Raw genomic sequence first — 17816 nt, 5'->3', positions numbered from 1 at the left:
AAGATTTTTATCAAAAATGAAGAACAACGATCAATCTGCATCAATGTCTTTTTTGATCCAAAAATTGCCGCGTTCTTGCCCTTTAGAACTAAGAGAAAAAGTGAAAGGCCATGCAAGACTGTTAGTAAGACATTGGATATTTCTACAAAGAGTTTCTGAGCTATCCCCTTTTCGTAATTGCGCCTGCAATCTTAATTCGTTCTGCCTCTCCTGAGTAATAGCAGCTGCAATCACTCCCTGAATTGATAACTTCCAGTCAGCCGTGCGCATCAATGATTCTGCTATCGTCATTGTTCCGTCTGAAAATCTTGTTTGAATATCCCAACGATCAAATGCTGTGGATAAGGAGTCATTACTTACTAATAGAAATTGTTCCTTTTCTGAAAGTTTTGTCTGCAAATCATCTAAATCATACCCTAACAGACGGCCAGAAGACATATTCAGTATTAATTCACCCTGCATCTTTGCAAAAATTTCCGACCAACCACGAGCAAGCGTGCGTAGTGTCATGGTAAAATTGGCTTTGCTCTGTACCAATGGAATAATTCCTAGAGCCTCTGAAGCAGCTTGCGTATCAATGGAAACACCTGAAGTACGTCCTTCAATACGCACTTTCTGATGAACTGGTGCAATTTCAATATTGCTTTGAAGTGATCCACCAAAAACATTCGCATGCCCAAGGTCAAAAATAATATGCTTATTTCTTATTTGTATCGCAGCAGCTAAATTAGTAAATGCAATATTCCCTACTTTCGCCTGAGGAGCAGAAAGTCTTACATCTACTCCAATGCGATCAAAAATCTTCATATCAAGGAATGTCTTCTTTTCTTCAACTAAAGGAAATCGCGACTCAAAGAGATTAAAGTCTAGGTTATCAAATGCTAAAGATCCAATTACGATTGGTACCTTATCATGAAAATCAATTTCTAAAGCTCCACGTGCACTTGCTTTACCCACTGTAAATGCCACATTATTCATTTTGATATGCATTGGCTGCGCTAAAAAATCAGACTCCCATACAATGGGTATTTTCAATCTCTGTCCCCAAAAATGATTGCTTCCAATCCAGGCCAATGTTTGATTCCACGCTGGAGAACGCATCGATATCTTCCCGTCAAAAATATAATATTCAGATAATCGTGCCTGCCCTGTAAAGGTTATACCACCGCGAACAGAATTGACGCTTGCCTTAATCTGGCTTTTCCCTCCTGCTAAAAGCAACAATGCTTGGTTGGCATCAATCGATAATTTCGTCAACTCCCCGTGCCAACGTGCATCTGCACGAAACTGAATTTCTTGAGTTGATTCTGGCCAATCTAAAGTTGCATTTAATCCTGTTATTTTTTCTGGCACACCAGAAATACTATCATGATAAACGAGCATGCCATTTTCAATAACAATCCGTCCAAAAGGTTGATTCAAAAGACGCTTGATATCTGGCTGTTCAGGGTTATGCTTAATTATTTCACGAACATTACGTATCGCTAACCCTAATGCACCTTGTGACCGCGAAAATCTCTCAAAAAAATCAGCTACTGTTTTAACCGGCTTTTCTATAACAAATTGTGGATGCACAATCCGCGTCTCTGAAAAAGAAACATGCCCCCGAAGAAGATCTACCAAAGAAAGCTCAACTTCTATCGATTCAGCTTCCATCAACGGTACAGCATTATTAATTTTTGATGTTAAACTAACACCAGAAAGAAATGCTTTAGGATAAGGAAAGAGTTTTAACTGTGGTGGATTCCGTAATTGCACCTTATAACCTGTCCACGCACTCAACTCCTGAGCCAAACGAACACGAATCGTATCTGTTGACACAAGATAAGGTAAAATGAAAATACCTACTCCAAACAAAAAAATAATTGTAATAAAAATCCCGCTCAAAAATTTTATTATTCTGGCGTGCACAATCTTCCTCTAACCTTCACCCCTGTAACAAATTAAAAGCATATCTCAATAAAAAAACTTGTTATAATCCTAAAATCCGTCATATCTCATTTAATAATTTAATTATTCTTGTTTTTATCCAAAGTTTATTGCAACAGCAATATTGCTGCTTCTTAACAAAGCAATTATTTTAAAGTCTTCTGAACACCAAAAAATATATAATACTATCGAAACCACTCTTAGCATTCCCAGGATTAATACTGCTACAAAGCTCTATTGTATCGTCAGCAAATGCTTTACAAAAACAAACAGCCCTACTGAAAGGATCGCTGCCATGAACAATATTATCGACGGAAAAAAGCTCGCTGAAGAGATTATTGTGAAAGTTAAAGCTGAAACAACAAACATGCGTAATAACTATAAGATACAACCTGGTATCGCTGTTATCATTGTTGGAGACGACCCCGCAAGTCAGGTATATGTCACATCAAAGAGCAAAAAAGCCGAAGAGTGTGGTTTTTTTTCAATCAAACATATGATTTCCAAAGAAGTACAAGAAAAAGAGCTCCTTCAACTCATTGCAGCATTAAATTCTGATCCAAAAATCCATGGTATTTTGGTGCAACTTCCCTTGCCTGCGCATATTAACACTAACCGCATAACACAAGCCATTGCTTTCCAAAAAGATGTTGATGGTTTTCATTATATCAATGTAGGAAAACTTGCAGCGAACGCACTTGAAGACGCTATCATTCCCTGCACACCAGCTGGTGCTATGATGATGATTGAACAACAATGCGGACGAGATTTATCTGGTCTTGATGCCGTCGTTGTTGGACGCTCTAATATTGTCGGCAAACCTATGGCTGCACTCTTAACAGCAGCTAATGCTACTGTGACGATTGCCCATAGTCGTACCCGCGATCTTGATGATGTATGTCGTAGCGCTGATATTTTAGTAGCAGCTGTAGGCCGCCCACAAATGATTAAAAAAGACTGGGTTAAAAATGGCGCTATTGTTATTGACGTTGGCATTAACCGCATTGCTGCACCAGAAAAAGGTGTGGACAAAACGCGTCTTGTTGGTGATGTTGATTTTGAAGGAATAAAAGGAAAAGTTGCTGCAATTACCCCGGTTCCAGGAGGAGTTGGACCTATGACAATTGCTATGCTTATGGTTAATACGCTCAAAGCCACTGCTCGATTACATAATCTGCCCGTACCAAAATTCTAAGAATTTTACGCACTTTCATTGCACGCGCATTACTTTTTACCTTTTTTGCGCTTTACTCATGCTATAATAACAGATGCACCTTGATCTGCACGATTAACTGATTGACGAAAAACACGAAAGAGCTCGCGCCCAACACCATGTTCATTCTTTAAAAAATAAGGGGGCATAATCGTTTGTGCATTAAATTTTACCATATCTTCTAAAACAGCTAACTTGCCCACATGGAGCATCAAGACAAACGATGTCACCATCCTGTAAACGTGAAATTGGACCATGATCTAAAGCCTCTGAGGTCACATGAATTGCGGCAAGGATTTCTCCTGATGCACCTGACATACGACCATCCGTTACCAATGCTACCTTTTGTCCACGATTTTGTAAAACACCTAAAATTGTCGTTAATTTATGAAGCTTTGGTATACCATTCGCTTTTGGCCCTTGATAACAAACAACAGCAATAAAGTCTTTATCATTTAACTCTCCGGCTTTAAAAGCCTCCTGCAATCCTTCTTGATCATTAAAGACAAGAACTGGAGCCTCAATCTGCCAATGCTCAAACTTAACAGCTGAAACTTGCATAATAGCTGTCCCCAAATCTCCGGATAAAACACGAATACCACCATCAGGCTGAAACGGCTTTCTCCATCCTGCTAACACTTTATGGTTACCACTTTTATTTAAAGCAGGCTCGTGCACCACATTACCATCAGAGCCAAACTTTGCTTCAATCGCATAAGCATTGAGATCTTGACCAAAAACTGTATGAACATTATCATGAACCAAATTTTCCTCAATAAGCTCACGAATAATAGACCCCATACCACCTGCTGCATGAAAATGGTTTATATCAGCTAAACCGTTAAGATAAATCCTTGCTAAAAGAGGAAAAACTGAAGAAATTTCTGCAATATCATGCCATGTTAATTGGATACCATCAGCAGCTGCCATAGTAATTAAATGAATCGCATGATTGGTAGATCCCCCAGTTGCATGTAATCCTACAATGGCATTCACGAAAGAACGTTCATCAATCATCTTGCCAATAGGCGTATAATCATTACCCAAAGCCGTAATTTTTAAGTGCGCGTTTGGTAGCTTCCTGTGTAAAGCATCACGTAATGATGTATTAGAATTAATAAAAGAGGCTCCAGGCATGTGTAGACCCATCATATCCATCAGCATCTGATTTGAATTAGCAGTCTCATAAAATGTACACGTTCCTGAACCATGATAAGAACGTGCTTCTGATTCCAACAATGTTTGTCGATCTACTTTTTTTCTGAATAAAGTTGGAGTATTTTTGTCTTTTCGTCATTACCTTGACCACTTGTCATAGGACCTGCAGGAACAAAAATTCCTGGTAAGTGGCCAAATGTAAGTGCTCCAATCACTAAACCAGGTACAATTTTATTACACCCCCCAAATAAAGTACTGCATCAAACATATCATGAGATAAACTTAAAGCCGTTGCCATTGCAATCACTTCACGTGAAAAAAGGGAAAGCTCTATCCCCGCATTCCTTTGTGTTACACCATCACACATCGCAGGCTCACCATCTGCCACTTGTGCCACACAACCAACCATACGAGCAGCCTCTTTAAATTAAGTGACGAAAAGTCTCAAAAGGGTGATGTGCTGAAAGTATATCATTATATGCAGTGATGATACCAATATTCCCAACAATATTACACTTCAAACGTTTTTGTCTAATGGACCACAGGCAGCAAAACCATGAGCCTGATTAGCACACCCCAAAAAACTCCGCTTAGGACGATTTGCTTGCGCCTTTGCAATAAGGCCTACATAAATTTCTCGCGTTGGGAGAGAACGTTCATAAATTCTTCGTGTAACCGTAGCGATTGTCTTTGAAATTGCCATATTTATTCCTTATTTATACGCACATTTTTATACGCACATTCTGATACCTAAAAAAGATTCAAGTCTCGACAGCTTCTTTATCATGTTCTGCTTCACTTATTTCATCTTCTGTAGGCGACCAATAAACTTGAACAAGATGATTGGCATTGCGTAAAACTGCTCGAACAGGCATTTCTATTTCAGATCCGTCCCGACAAACTACTTCAAAACAATCGCGTTTCTGAAAACCCTCAAAATGGAGAATAATGCAACGAGATTGCATTATGACTGGCAAAGTTAGCGTAAGTCTTGGCTCAAAAGCACTCTTCGCATGAAGTGGTAAAACAAGTGCCTGTGTCTGAAGATCGAGCGCTTGTTTCAAACGATCAGCATCAGGAAAAAAAGAAGCAGTATGTCCATCATCACCCATTCCCAAAACAACCACATCAAATGGTCTAGGCAAAGCATTGATACGACTAGCTGCTGAAAAAGCTGCAAGCTCGGCAGTAATTGCCTTCTGATAAAGTCCTACAAAACGGGCTTTAGCAGCAAAATTTTGTAATAAATAGCGCCGTACAACATATTCATTTGAACGCTCATGATGAGCAGGTACAAAACGTTCATCAACCAAAGTAATAATGATATTTTTCCAATCAATATCAGCTTTTGACAAATAATGAAAAAACAATTCTGGTGTTTTCCCACCAGAAACCGCTAAAATCGCTCGTTTACGCTCAAGAATAGATACACTAAGCTCTGCTGCGACTCGATCAGCCAATGCCAAAGCTAAATCCGTGGGTGTTTCAAAATTTAAACGGTCGATACTCATTCCATACATTATTCTTATCGCTCTAAACTAAGTTGTTCCATATGCGCCTATCACGTTCCATCAAAAGAGTCGAAGCAGATGGCCCCCATGAACCAGCACTATATCCATGAATAGGCTGCTTTACTGCCTCCCATCCCTCAAGAATTGGGTCAATCCAACGCCAAGCAGCCTCAACTTCGTCACGACGCATAAATAATGTTTGATTTCCGCGAACAACGTCCATCAATAAGCGTTCATACGCATCAGGATTACGCTCAGAAAACGCAGACGCAAAACTCATATCCAATGGAATATGACGAAACCGCATACCACCAGGACCTGGATCCTTAATCATCAACCATTGTTTTACCCCCTCATCAGGTTGAAGACGAATAACTAATCGATTAGAAAAAATTTCATCTAAATCCGTATCAAAAATATTATGGGGGATGGATTTGAAAACTATAACGATTTCAGACATACGCGTGGACATACGCTTACCAGTTCGTAAATAAAAAGGTGTATCCGCCCAACGCCAGTTATTAATCTTAATCTTAAGCGCCACAAATGTTTCGTTCTTACTGACCTTTTCTCCCAAATCGTCAAGATAAGATTTTACAGAAACACCCTCCGATATACCAGCAAGATACTGCCCACGCACAGTATTTTGTTCTACATTATGAACATCGAGAGGCATTAAAGAATTCAAAACTTTAAGTTTTTCATCACGCACAGCATTTGCACTGTTGGTAAACGGCATTTCCATAGCAACCAAACAGAGCAATTGTAGCATATGATTCTGTACCATGTCGCGTAGCGCACCTGCACTCTCATAATATTCTATCCGCCCTTCCAATCCTATAGTTTCAGCAACCGTTATCTGAACATGATCAATATAATTGGAGTTCCATAACGGTTCATAAAGTGTATTAACAAACCGCAATGCCATTAAATTTTGAACAGTTTCCTTACCAAGATAATGATCAATGCGGAAAATTTGATTTTCATCAAATACTCTTGCAAATGTATCATTGAGTTCAACTGCTGTTTTTACATTGCGACCAACAGGTTTTTCAATGATAATCCGTGTTTGCTGCGTCACCAAATCGTTTTGTGCCAATCGCATTGCGATATCACCCAAAAGTGGCGAACCAACTGCTAAATAAAAAGCCCGAATATCAGCAGCTTCTTTTGATAACAAGAGAGCTAAATCTCCCCACCCTCGGTTTGAGGTAATATCAATAGAAACATAGGTTAAACGTGCAAGAAAACGATCAAGCTCAATTCGGTTGAGATCTTTTGGATGAACATACTTCTCTAGAGAAATGCGAACAAAATTTTTATATTCTTCACTACTCAACGAAGAGCGTGAAACCGCAATGATACGTGTTGGCTCACTAAATTGTCCAACACACTGACAATGATAGAGAGCAGGTATAAGCTTGCGTGATGCCAAATCGCCATTACCACCAAAAACAACACAATCAAAGGGAGAGACTGGAATAATTTTACTAACCATAAACTTGTCTATTTTCCCATTTGATTATAAAAGTTTAAATAGTGTGTATAAGCTCACTCATTAAAGCAGACAGATGCTAAACAAGCCATTAATTTTCTTCACTTCAAACGATATCCAATTAAAAATGATCCATCAAGGAAAACCAACGCATTGCTAAAAATACAAATGGATAACGAAAAACTCTTCCTCCTGGAAAAGAGGAAATCTTTAAATCCTGAAAATATGCAAAACGTTCACGCTTTTCTGTCAGCCACTCAGCATATAATTTTCCCATAAAAGGGGCAAGCATAACTCCATGCCCTGAATAGCCACCACAATAAGTGATACCTGGCATCAGTTGGCGAACATAAGGCATACGTTCAACAGTAATTGCTACCGTCGCACCCCAACAATGCGTCAGATTTATAGATTCTAGTTGAGGATAAATTTCAGCAATCTGCCTTCGTATACGTTCATCTAAATTTATAGGGTGTTGATTATCATAACTTTCTACTCCGCCAAATAACAAGCGATTATCAATGCTTTTGCGAAAATAGCGAACCATAAAACGAGAATCATCCACAGATTCACCCCCCTCAAGAATCGAACACTGCTTTGATAATGGCTCCGTTGCTCCAATATAAGACCGGATAGAAATAATATTTTTCTCAATAAAACACTGAAGTCCAAGCTTATATCCATTGGTTGCCAATAAAACATGCGCAGCCTTTATGTCGCCTCGTTTTGTTCTCACTCTATAATGGCTGCCATTGCGCTCTATCGCAGTGACTTGTGTTTTTTCATAAAGTTTAGCGCCAACATTTTTTGCTTTTTTTGCCAACAAAACAATCAGCTTTAAGGGATTTACATGGCCAGTGTTAGCATCATAGATACCACCATAATAAAAAGATGATCCAAGCCGTTCAGCTGTTGCAGCTTTATCCATAAAAGTAAGTCCTTTATACCCATAACGCTGCATTGTTTCAACATGCCTCTGATACGCATTTATTTTACGTTTTTTATGGATAACTGAAAGCTGTCCTGCCTTAAAGTCGATAGAGCAATCAGATAGTGCATCCCAAGATAAAACATCACTTTTAGCTTCCTCCGCTAAATCAAACAGCACTTTACTTCGTTCAAAACCATACTGTTTTTCTAATGTTTCTATCCATTGTCGATGACCTGTTCCTAATTGGCCCCCATTGCGTCCCGAAGCACCATCGCCAAAACGCGAAGCTTCAAGCAAAACAACACCCACTCCAGCTTTAGCTAAATGATAAGCCGCTGAAAGCCCTGTAAATCCACCTCCAACAATAACCACATCACATTGTTTTTGTTCGTCTAAAAATGGATAAGAGGGGCGTTCCTCTAAAGCATCCTCATACCAAGAAATTCCTGGCGAAATTTGATTATAATCAATCATCGTGATAAAATTTAAACATTAAGTAGAAGATATTCGCGCTCCCACGGGCTAATCACTTCCATAAAAGTTTCAAACTCTTGTCGTTTGATAGCAGCGTAAGTACTTACAAACGCATCCCCTAAAATAGCACGTACAGCCGTATCTTGTTCAAACAAATTAACCGCTTCAATCAATCCACGAGGTAATTCAATATTGTCAGCATTCACAGTTTTTTCTGCCGGCTCATCTGGTTCAAGCTTTTGCTGCAAACCAATGAGACCACAAGTCAAAGAAGCTGCGAGAGCTAAATAAGGATTAGCATCTGACGAAGGAAGTCTATTTTCAACACGCCGTCCCTGCGGAATAGAACGTGGCACCCGAAAAGCTGTTGTACGATTATCATATCCCCATCGCAAATTAACAGGTGCTGAAAGATCTGGCATAAGACGCCGATAAGAATTCACATAAGGAGCAAGCATCACAAGAACCCCAGGCATATGTCTTTGTAACCCACCAATAAAATGGCGAAAACAGACATTTTCGCTGCCATCCTTCTCTGTAAAAATATTAGAACCCGTTTTTTGATCAATAACCGATTGGTGAATATGCATAGCAGATCCAGGTTGTCCCTGAATAGGTTTCGCCATAAACGTTGCATACATATTATGTTTAAGTGCTGCTTCACGAATTGTTCGTTTAAACATAAAAACTTGGTCAGCTAATTCAACAGGATCACCATGGCGTAAATTAATTTCAAACTGACCAGCCCCTTCTTCATGAATGAGAGTATCAATTTCTAATCCTTGTGCTTCTGAAAATTGATAAATATCATCAATGAGTTCATCAAATTCATTAACACCAGCAATAGAATAACCCTGCCCACCACCAATTGAGCGTCCAGAACGCCCCACTGGAGGAGTTAAAGGATAATCCGGATCCGGATTCTTTTCCACCAAATAAAACTCAATTTCTGGTGAAACAACTGGTTTCAAACCCATTTGAGTATAAAAATTAATCACTTTCCTTAAAACATTCCGAGGCGTATAATCAACAACCTGCCCATTTTGATAAACAAGATCACAAATCACTTGTGCAGTAGGAGCATCTTCCCATGGCACAATGCTTAATGTAGAAAGATCAGGCTCAAGACGTAAATCACCATCCGTTTTGGGATATTCGAAGCCATGGCCATCTTCAGGATAATCTCCTGAAATTGTTGCCATAAAAACTGCTGAAGGTAATGCCAATGACGTCTCTGATATAAACTTTTTAGAAAGCATCATCTTGCCACGTGCCACACCTGCTTGATCAGGCGTAATACACTCGATATCTTCTACATCTCGGAAGGCAAGCCATTGCGAAACCTGTTCCCAATTGTTTACACCGCGTAAGTTTTTTAAAAAATCGGCAATAGGCTTACATTTTTTTCTTTTCATTTGTTCACTATTTCTTACAGCCATAAAACACCAATTCAGAAAACAATTATCCCCATTTTTTAGAATCATTCATGCATAAACACTATGCAAAACCTCATCGTAATTGATTCTAAGGATGACATAACCTTTATCAAAATAAAATACACTTTGCGCTTTCTAAAGCCGCCAATTCTAAAAAACTAAGTGAAACAATTGGTACTGCATGCGATACATCGGTGCTAACGTTCTCTTTAAAAACACACAGATATTACAAACAGCTTCAAAAAACAGCCTTACCAATGAAGTATACTAGCTAGAGGGTTGCGTGCACAACGCAATAATGACACACTGATTCCTGCAAGCGTACTTCACATATTGTACGCGTAGCCTGTACGGAGTCTGCCGCTCCTAAATACTTAAACGTAATGCTACTGGGTCGTACAGTGACCGCAGGTGCACCCTTAAACACCGGTTCCTACCATATCATAACGCTTGACAAAAGCATCATGCCATCATAGCAACCGCTTTGCGTATGGATTCAACAACATAGTTCTACAAACTGTTGACGCATTGCCAAACTAAGAGTTTTCTTGCCCACCTACGCCAATGAGACCATCACTATCCTCTTTTTGAATCGTAAAACAAAATGATTTACCATTAGCGATAAACCATCTGCTCAAAGTCCAGCTAGCTTAAACTTATAGCATTCTAAACCTTTAGGCTTACTCTGCCCCCAAGTGGGGCATAGTCAGATATATCACTTCCGTCACGTATTCACGCGCTGAGACAAAAAAATCCGAAACTATGAGGCAACGCTGCGTTTGTATGCAGCGTTGTTGTTAGGAATAAGCTTCTATTGAGATAGTTCTGATGGGAAGCACCCACAGCTAATGGTATAGGGATTAATTTGGATTCTTTTGAAATGTTATATATAAATTTAATGTGCCGCCCCAAAACATATCATCAGTGAACCCACTTAAAAGAGCAAAAAGAAGTTTAAAATCAAATGCATATTTCAAATCAGGTTCAACATTGAGAAAAACAATCAATGTGAATTTGATGACAAAAGCGATAAGAATAAATATCAGTGTCAACGGCGTACCAGGCCGAATAATTAAATCCGTTCCCTCTTTGATTTTTAAACGCGGAGCGGCACGTCAGAGAAACCAGCCAACGCCAACGCCGATCATCAGCCCCGCCAATATTGAGATTGCTCCTCAGCGTGGGAACGCCAGCTCGTTAATCACATCGCTTGCGCCCAAAAAAGAAAGATTAACGGCAATAGAAAAAGGCAGTTAACCTTCATTTCCCTATCTTTCAATGCGCTTATTCCCCTCGTAATGAGAAAAATAAGCAAAATCCAGACCCATAAAGAAGGTCCGGTCAGAATGTTAAACAATGACATATTATGCACCGTGGTGTTTGACTCGATAAAAATATTGCATGATATTAGGAAGATATTTAGAAAAAAGAATACCAGCACAAATTAAACCCATAGTGACCCACAAAAGCTGGGGGATCCATGCAAAAAAAGCCACGAGAAGACCATTGGCAAAAAAGATGATTACCAAAATCCATGTAATATATCTATTGATGAGATAAAATAGGATATGTTTGCGTTTTTCTTCAGAAACACCAGCACTGGCATAAAAAATGGTAAAGGGTTTCTTTACCAGCAAGCTAATCAATGAAACCAGAGCAAGTGACAGATAGCAAAAAACTGTGGGTTAATTCAGTAAAAGTGTAGACCATCCAGCGAAATAATTAACAAACAGGACAATAACTGTCAGAATGTTAGTAATCATCACGGATTCTCCCTGTCGGACAATTTTAATATTCACAGCAATAATGGACAATAAAATCACAGTTAAGATGAGAGAGCGTTCGACCAGAGTTAAAACGTTTCCATTGATAACCCAGGAGTAAATACTCCACGGAATAAAAGAGATTATTATGTTAAACATGGCGCATCCTCCTTTTTATATTTGATAGAAAACTTACCGCAAGTGCTTCGTTTTTTAGTTTCTGTATGAATATAAAAAACGCCACCTAGTTCACGCTCTGTATCCTGTTTAATGGTCAACTGATAGGTATCTCCCGGATAAACTGCTTCAATGAACTTTACTTTTTTCAGCGTAACAGATGCGATATTTTTCGCCCTACCCTGCGTAGACAAAGCCAGAATCATCTCAATCAATAGTGAACCAGAACATACGGCGCGGGTGGGGAAATGTTCATCAAAAAGCGGGTGATGCGCATTAAAGGAAAAATTACAAGAATCTCCGGTTACGGAGAAAATCTTACATAAATAGCCTAGTAATGGAAGAGCGGCTTTCTCAAAACACGAGCCAGAGAAGCAGACCTTACTGACAATGATGATTGCCTGCGCAATTAACGGCCCTGCCATTGTCGTATGGGCTGGCCTTACAAGTGAATACGATAGGCCTCATTAATGCGTTCAATATGTCCTTCAACGCGCAACCGATCGCTATCAAAATGGGCGGTAGAGAAAAACTGTTCAACCATAACAGGGAGATAGCGATAAGTGAGATCCGAGTTTTTAGCCACCACGGTGGCGAATCGAACTGAAAACTGATGCAAGGCTTCGAGTAACAAGCCCTGTTTCAAATAATTATGGGCTAAATCCCAGTGAGAAATATCGATTTGCCCGCAAGCACGCATCGGTGCGGTTAAGGTGATACTCTGACATATACCCAATAAATTTGGCTCGGTGCGATGCTTTATAGCCATGATTGGAGGAATGAGAGCTAAACCGCGATTGATAGTGTGCGAGAAGTATCAGCATACGACAAACGAAAAAAGCTAACAATCCCAGCTCAAGAACAGCCCAATGTTTGCTCATGATGCTTGCAATTAGAAAATCGACATTGGGTTGCAGTCCTGTATGATCCGAAATAGATCGTGCAAGCGAACTGAAGGGGCGCATAGGCGCGTTCCCACACCAATTGCGCAACAAAATTCTCTTCGCCAAACACCTCATCACACACTTTGCGCAAATTATGCACTTCATGATCATCAATCGAGATAAAGATCACCCCATCATCACGCAATAAGCTTTGAGCCAACCTTAAGCGCGGGTAGATCATATTCAGCCACGCCGTGTGAAAGCGCCCCATTGTCTCGGGATTCGATTTTGTCGTTTGGCGCATCACCTCCTTATAGCGCGCTAGCGGGTCCTTAAAATCATCCTCATAGACAAAATCGTTCCCCATATTATAAGGTGGGTCAATATAAATCATCTTGACCCCTTGAAAATAAGGCCGTTGGATAAGCTTTAAGACTTCGAGATTATCGCTTTTAATATAAACATTATGCGTGTTGTCAAAGTCTACACTTTCATCAAACTTAGGCCGCAACGTTGCCAAAGAAGGCTTTTGCGCAAGTTTTATAGACTTGCTCCTTTGCCTTTCCATTCAAACTTAATTCTCAAAATCATTTTCGATATATTCACCGCATAAGGTTTAAAAGCTGATCTATATCTAGCTTGCCCTCCCGAAAACATTGCGGAAAGGCGGCCTTTAACTTATCTATGTCTTGCTCTTGTGGGCTTTGGCTCAAGCCCTCTATCTTCTTCTTATCCGCTATAATCGTCATATCGGCGCTCCCCTACGCTAGAATAAATTATAAGATGCTATTTTCTGCCATAACAACAATTTTATATATAATAAACAATGGTTTAGATGCTACTTATAGTGTCTTCTCAATGAAGTTCGTCGGTTTGTATCTTGTCTGCACCCCATGAGGTGCATTCGAACTTCAGAAAGTGCTATTTTTATAAAAGATTGAAAAACAAGGGGAAAATAAGCCAAAACCTTCTGCAACCAAGTCTTCACTCTTTTAGACAAATTGGCCATTTTTGGCAAAAAACGCATAAAATCACTCGTGCAAGGTCTTTGCTCTGTAACGGCTCAAACACCAAAAAGGCCGATAACTGCGGCTTTTAACCACAGCAAAAATAGCACTAAATAAAAATTAGAACAGTCGTAACAAGATAAATGGTACGGTTGGTGGGATTTGAACCTACGACCTCTGGTGCCACAAACCAGCGCTCTAACCAGCTGAGCTACAACCGCACAAAACAAACTGCCAATGCCTTATAAGTATTCACTGTTTGATAAATACTTAACTCTTCATCTTCTGTGACATAAGGAAGATCAAAAGAGTTTGCAAGCCCTTAAAAAAAAATCCTACATTTTTTATCAAAAAACAACAATTTTATTCCAAAGAAAGCGAACGTTTTGCCCAATCTTCAGTACTATGATCACGATAAGCTTTTATAGTATCAACGCCATCTTGCTGCATAAGTTGTAAAACTTCTTTCAAAATGGTTACAGCAAGGTGCGGCCCTTCATAAACCATTCCACTATAAAGTTGTATCAAATCTGCACCAGCCTTAACTTTTTCCAAAGCTGTATAAGCATCCCGTACGCCACCAACACCAATAATTGCAATTTCTTTACCCAATTTTTGACGCATCTTTGCCAGTACAATCGTAGAACGCTCAAACAGTGGACGTCCTGATAATCCTCCTTCTTCGCTAGCCAATAGACTATTTGTCAGTCCTTTACGTGAAAGAGTGGTATTAGAAATAATCAATCCATCAAAATCAGAAAATTTTATTTCTTCAGCCACATCATCCAATTCCTCCTCTGACAAATCAGGAGCAATTTTTAAAAAAATCGGAACAAGAAATCCGCACTTTTCTTTTTGTTCACTGCGCGCTTGCGAAATCGCGTTTAACAAAAGCCGTAAACTATCACGCACCTGTAAATCACGTAAACCCGGCGTATTAGGCGAAGAAATATTAATCGTGAAATAATTGGCAACATCATAAAAACAAGCAATACCAGCAGTATAATCGTCGATTCTATTAACCGTATCCTTATTAGCTCCAACATTGATCCCTACGATACCAGGCCATTTATATGAACAAAGTCTGTTATAAACAATTTGATGCCCATCATTGTTAAAGCCCATTTTATTAATAAGCGCTTCATCTTCTATCAAGCGAAAAAGCCGTGGCTTCTGGTTTCCAACTTGAGGTCTTGGCGTAACTGTACCAATCTCAGTAAAACCAAATCCTAAACGTAAAACAGCCTCTATAACCTCTGCATTCTTATCAAAACCTGCAGCAAGACCAATAAAATTTTCAAATTCAAGACCTGCAACAGTTACAGATAAACGCTCATCAACGATCTTCTTACAACTGTTCAACCCACTTTTAAGACCCAAAATTGCTAAACGATGTGCATACTCTGGATCCAACATAAATAAAGCAGGACGACCAATACAACGAAAGAAACTCATAAATCTTTCTCCAGACAATAAAAATTAGCCTTTGCATCTTCTTAACAACCAAAACTACAGATCAAGATAACACACTCTTTACATGAGGAAAAAAATCTCCACGGCAAGAAAAATAACGATATCATTAACAATCAAATTTATGTTTGCAAATACTAACCAATAAAGACTTTTTTGCCTTATAATTTCCTCTCTTTTTCCGAAAGAATAAAGAGCATTAAAATTTGAGCAATCTGTCAACAAAATCAAAAAATAATCTAAAAATACACATTATTTTCAATGCATTATAATAAATGCCTTAAAACGATCTTATAAATCAAGCACATTTTCTCTTTATATATTTGCAGTTTTTTTGATAAAAAAGCTTCTCTTCAGGTTGAAGCTCTATAAGATGCTCCAGTATTAATCAAAATAAAGCCCCTCGCTAAAGTCCTTTAACACATCATAATACTTTTGGAAAAGAATTTTAATATTGTAATATAACTCTATAAGAAAATAGAAACGACCCTTTCCTTTTTTAGCAAAAGCCATAGTTAAATTTACCATATGTCGCATACACAAAGGGGAAAACGCAATGCTTAAAGAATTCAAAGAATTTGCCTTAAAAGGTAATATGATTGATCTGGCTATCGGTGTCATTATAGGGGGTGCTTTCGGTGGCTTAGTCAACTCACTTGTCAATGATATTTTTATGCCAATCATTGGGCTTATCACGGGTGGAATTGATTTTTCTAACATGTTTATTCAACTTGCCGGTGAAAAACAAGCTACATTGAGTGCTGCCAAAGCAGTTGGAGCAACAATTAGCTATGGTAACTTTATAACTTTACTTATCAACTTTCTTATTATTGCTTGGGTTCTTTTCCTCTTTGTTAAAGGAATGAACAAAGTGCGCCGGAAAGAAGAAGAAAGTTCAAAAACAATGTCTTTAGAAGAACAACTTCTGTCAGAAATCAGGGACCTATTAGCTAAGAAAAAATAAATATCTATGTATAAACTTACTCATGGAACACAGGAAAAAACATCTCTACAGTTGTTCCATGATTGGGTTTTGAAAATAATAAAAATTGACCACCAATCTCTTCCACCATTGCCTTACACATCGGTAATCCTAAACCAGTCCCAACAAAAACGCTGTCACCAGATCGGCCGTTTTTGCGCTTTATTTGACCATAAGGTTGCAGTGCTTGTAAAATCTCTTCGTCACTCATCCCAATACCATTATCACTCACTGAAATTTTCACTCGCTCATTTTTTCTATAAGAAACGTGGACAATAATTTGCCCACCCGATGGTGTAAAACGGATGGCATTGGAAAGAAGATTCCATATAATCTGGCGGAATATTTGTTGTGATACACAAATAAATGGCACATGAACCGGTGCAACAATACGCATGATAATGCCACTATGATTGGCTTGTGTTTCAAGAAAAGCCATACTAGCACGCAAACAAGATGTCACATCAAATGCTTCAGCTATAAGGGGGGTATTAATCTGATTATTTGAGCCAAAATGATGTACTTTTGAACACTCTAGTAATTGATTCACCAGCGATAATATATGTTTTCCAGATGAGATAATGTCACGTAAATATCCACGATAACGCTCATTATCTATTGAACCAAAGCAGCCATCCCTCATAATTTCTGCAAAACCAATGAGAGCATTCAAAGGCGTTCGCATTTCATGAACAACCCCAACCATTTTATTTTCTTCTGCTTTTTTATCTAAGGGTAGACCCCGTCCTGTCATATCATGCAGTATAACAGCATAATTATCTCGTCGTGCCAAAGGTACGATTACTATAGAAACCGTTATATTCTTATGGCTTTTTGTCAATAAATCAGCAGTTTCACCGCGATTAAAAACCTGATTTTGTCCCTTCAAACGGATCCACTCAAAATACTTTTCAACCAAAGATCGACTTTGCAAAGTAAATAATGATGATAATGGCTGTGCCAGTAATTCATTTATTTCATAGCCCATTAATACCAAAGCAGCACTACTAACCGATTGAATGCAACCTTGTCCATCCAACCATAAAACGCCATCCGTAGCTGTATCCAACAATGATAAAACCGCTGCTGGTTCTTTTATGAGCACTTGTTCTATAACATTTCCAGGCAATGTCTGTGCACAAGGCAATTGAACCACCGTTTCTTCAACAAAAGACTTTCCCCTTACCGATGACTTCAATTCGCCACGCAACCGTTCTGCTATCTCATGAAAAGCTGAACGCTCACTCTCTGAAAGACTCGATGTTTTTATATCCGGCTTTTCAGCTCTTCCTTCTTGTACTTTTTCTTGCATCTTCAAAACACCAAAGCCACGAAACCCTTTAAGCATCTGTTTGGCATCAAAAATTGGCAAAGCAAACAATTCAA

The 17816-nt window shown here is 38.9% G+C and carries 14 protein-coding genes, 1 tRNA gene and 1 pseudogene; 3 read left to right on the top strand and 13 right to left on the bottom strand.

Going from position 1 to position 17816, the window contains the following annotated elements:
- Positions 1-30 precede the first annotated feature (30 nt).
- Positions 31-1911 (bottom strand): AsmA family protein, encoded by a 1881-nt coding sequence (locus MCQ_RS00855; RefSeq protein ID WP_006922969.1) that lies wholly within the window; start codon positions 1909-1911, stop codon positions 31-33.
- 313 nt (positions 1912-2224) lie between these two features.
- Between MCQ_RS00855 and folD the strand changes: the two genes are divergently transcribed.
- Complete coding sequence (gene folD / locus MCQ_RS00850) at positions 2225-3124, top strand: bifunctional methylenetetrahydrofolate dehydrogenase/methenyltetrahydrofolate cyclohydrolase FolD (RefSeq protein WP_006922968.1); 900 nt, start codon at positions 2225-2227, stop codon at positions 3122-3124.
- A gap of 56 nt (positions 3125-3180) precedes the next feature.
- Here folD and edd read toward each other — a convergent pair.
- The 5 genes and pseudogenes from edd to MCQ_RS00815 all read right to left on the bottom strand — a co-directional run bounded on the left by edd (position 3181) and on the right by MCQ_RS00815 (position 10150).
- A pseudogene (gene edd, locus MCQ_RS08655) lies at positions 3181-5003 on the bottom strand (phosphogluconate dehydratase).
- Positions 5004-5061: 58 nt separating this feature from the next.
- The gene (gene pgl / locus MCQ_RS00830; RefSeq protein ID WP_006922962.1) at positions 5062-5820 is read right to left on the bottom strand and encodes a 6-phosphogluconolactonase; all 759 of its coding nucleotides are present in this window, start codon (positions 5818-5820) and stop codon (positions 5062-5064) included.
- A gap of 13 nt (positions 5821-5833) precedes the next feature.
- A complete protein-coding gene (gene zwf / locus MCQ_RS00825) occupies positions 5834-7309 on the bottom strand; it encodes a glucose-6-phosphate dehydrogenase (RefSeq protein ID WP_006922961.1) in 1476 nt (491 codons plus the stop codon).
- 118 nt (positions 7310-7427) lie between these two features.
- A complete protein-coding gene (locus MCQ_RS00820) occupies positions 7428-8711 on the bottom strand; it encodes an NAD(P)/FAD-dependent oxidoreductase (RefSeq protein ID WP_006922960.1) in 1284 nt (427 codons plus the stop codon).
- A gap of 11 nt (positions 8712-8722) precedes the next feature.
- Positions 8723-10150 carry a glutamine synthetase family protein gene (locus MCQ_RS00815; protein WP_006922959.1) on the bottom strand — a complete coding sequence of 476 codons (1428 nt, stop codon included), beginning with the start codon at positions 10148-10150 and terminating at the stop codon, positions 8723-8725.
- A gap of 921 nt (positions 10151-11071) precedes the next feature.
- Here MCQ_RS00815 and MCQ_RS09270 point away from each other — a divergent pair.
- The gene (locus MCQ_RS09270; protein WP_199805778.1) at positions 11072-11404 is read left to right on the top strand and encodes a hypothetical protein; all 333 of its coding nucleotides are present in this window, start codon (positions 11072-11074) and stop codon (positions 11402-11404) included.
- A gap of 428 nt (positions 11405-11832) precedes the next feature.
- On the opposite strand, the gene MCQ_RS09480 is transcribed toward MCQ_RS09270, so the two are convergent.
- From MCQ_RS09480 to MCQ_RS00785, 6 genes are all read right to left on the bottom strand, one after another.
- A complete protein-coding gene (locus MCQ_RS09480; protein WP_006922958.1) occupies positions 11833-12069 on the bottom strand; it encodes a hypothetical protein in 237 nt (78 codons plus the stop codon).
- Complete coding sequence (locus tag MCQ_RS09160; protein WP_006922957.1) at positions 12057-12512, bottom strand: ApeI family dehydratase; 456 nt, start codon at positions 12510-12512, stop codon at positions 12057-12059. The genes MCQ_RS09480 and MCQ_RS09160 overlap by 13 nt, the downstream gene beginning before the upstream one ends.
- Positions 12513-12529: 17 nt before the next feature.
- Positions 12530-12856, bottom strand: a complete 327-nt coding sequence (locus MCQ_RS00800; RefSeq protein WP_006925633.1) for a hypothetical protein — start codon at positions 12854-12856, stop codon at positions 12530-12532.
- Positions 12857-12942: 86 nt separating this feature from the next.
- Positions 12943-13539 (bottom strand): site-specific DNA-methyltransferase, encoded by a 597-nt coding sequence (locus tag MCQ_RS00795; protein WP_006922955.1) that lies wholly within the window; start codon positions 13537-13539, stop codon positions 12943-12945.
- Positions 13540-14122: 583 nt separating this feature from the next.
- Positions 14123-14199: transfer RNA gene (locus tag MCQ_RS00790), tRNA-His, on the bottom strand.
- A gap of 142 nt (positions 14200-14341) precedes the next feature.
- Positions 14342-15433 carry a quinone-dependent dihydroorotate dehydrogenase gene (locus MCQ_RS00785; protein ID WP_006922953.1) on the bottom strand — a complete coding sequence of 364 codons (1092 nt, stop codon included), beginning with the start codon at positions 15431-15433 and terminating at the stop codon, positions 14342-14344.
- Positions 15434-16004: 571 nt separating this feature from the next.
- On the opposite strand from MCQ_RS00785, the gene mscL reads away from it, so the two are divergent.
- The gene (gene mscL / locus MCQ_RS00775; RefSeq protein WP_006922952.1) at positions 16005-16412 is read left to right on the top strand and encodes a large conductance mechanosensitive channel protein MscL; all 408 of its coding nucleotides are present in this window, start codon (positions 16005-16007) and stop codon (positions 16410-16412) included.
- Positions 16413-16428: 16 nt separating this feature from the next.
- Here the strand turns inward: mscL and MCQ_RS00770 are convergent, their stop codons facing one another.
- Complete coding sequence (locus tag MCQ_RS00770; protein ID WP_006922951.1) at positions 16429-17811, bottom strand: sensor histidine kinase; 1383 nt, start codon at positions 17809-17811, stop codon at positions 16429-16431.
- Positions 17812-17816: the final 5 nt, after the last annotated feature.

Source organism: Candidatus Bartonella washoeensis Sb944nv (genome assembly GCF_000278135.1).
GTDB lineage: Bacteria > Pseudomonadota > Alphaproteobacteria > Rhizobiales > Rhizobiaceae > Bartonella > Bartonella washoeensis.
Note: the sequence above shows the minus strand (reverse complement) of the source record. Positions and strands in the feature narration are given on the sequence as shown.

What these genes read in the sequence shown, in the direction of transcription:
- folD (WP_006922968.1), top strand. Translation starts at nt 2,225, where the DNA reads ATGAACAATATTATCGACGGAAAAAAGCTCGCTGAAGAGATTATTGTG.
- pgl (WP_006922962.1), bottom strand. Translation starts at nt 5,820, where the DNA reads ATGTATGGAATGAGTATCGACCGTTTAAATTTTGAAACACCCACGGAT.
- zwf (WP_006922961.1), bottom strand. Translation starts at nt 7,309, where the DNA reads ATGGTTAGTAAAATTATTCCAGTCTCTCCCTTTGATTGTGTTGTTTTT.
- MCQ_RS00820 (WP_006922960.1), bottom strand. Translation starts at nt 8,711, where the DNA reads ATGATTGATTATAATCAAATTTCGCCAGGAATTTCTTGGTATGAGGAT.
- MCQ_RS00815 (WP_006922959.1), bottom strand. Translation starts at nt 10,150, where the DNA reads ATGGCTGTAAGAAATAGTGAACAAATGAAAAGAAAAAAATGTAAGCCT.
- MCQ_RS09480 (WP_006922958.1), bottom strand. Translation starts at nt 12,069, where the DNA reads ATGTTTAACATAATAATCTCTTTTATTCCGTGGAGTATTTACTCCTGG.
- MCQ_RS09160 (WP_006922957.1), bottom strand. Translation starts at nt 12,512, where the DNA reads ATGGCAGGGCCGTTAATTGCGCAGGCAATCATCATTGTCAGTAAGGTC.
- MCQ_RS00800 (WP_006925633.1), bottom strand. Translation starts at nt 12,856, where the DNA reads ATGGCTATAAAGCATCGCACCGAGCCAAATTTATTGGGTATATGTCAG.
- MCQ_RS00795 (WP_006922955.1), bottom strand. Translation starts at nt 13,539, where the DNA reads ATGGAAAGGCAAAGGAGCAAGTCTATAAAACTTGCGCAAAAGCCTTCT.
- MCQ_RS00785 (WP_006922953.1), bottom strand. Translation starts at nt 15,433, where the DNA reads ATGAGTTTCTTTCGTTGTATTGGTCGTCCTGCTTTATTTATGTTGGAT.
- mscL (WP_006922952.1), top strand. Translation starts at nt 16,005, where the DNA reads ATGCTTAAAGAATTCAAAGAATTTGCCTTAAAAGGTAATATGATTGAT.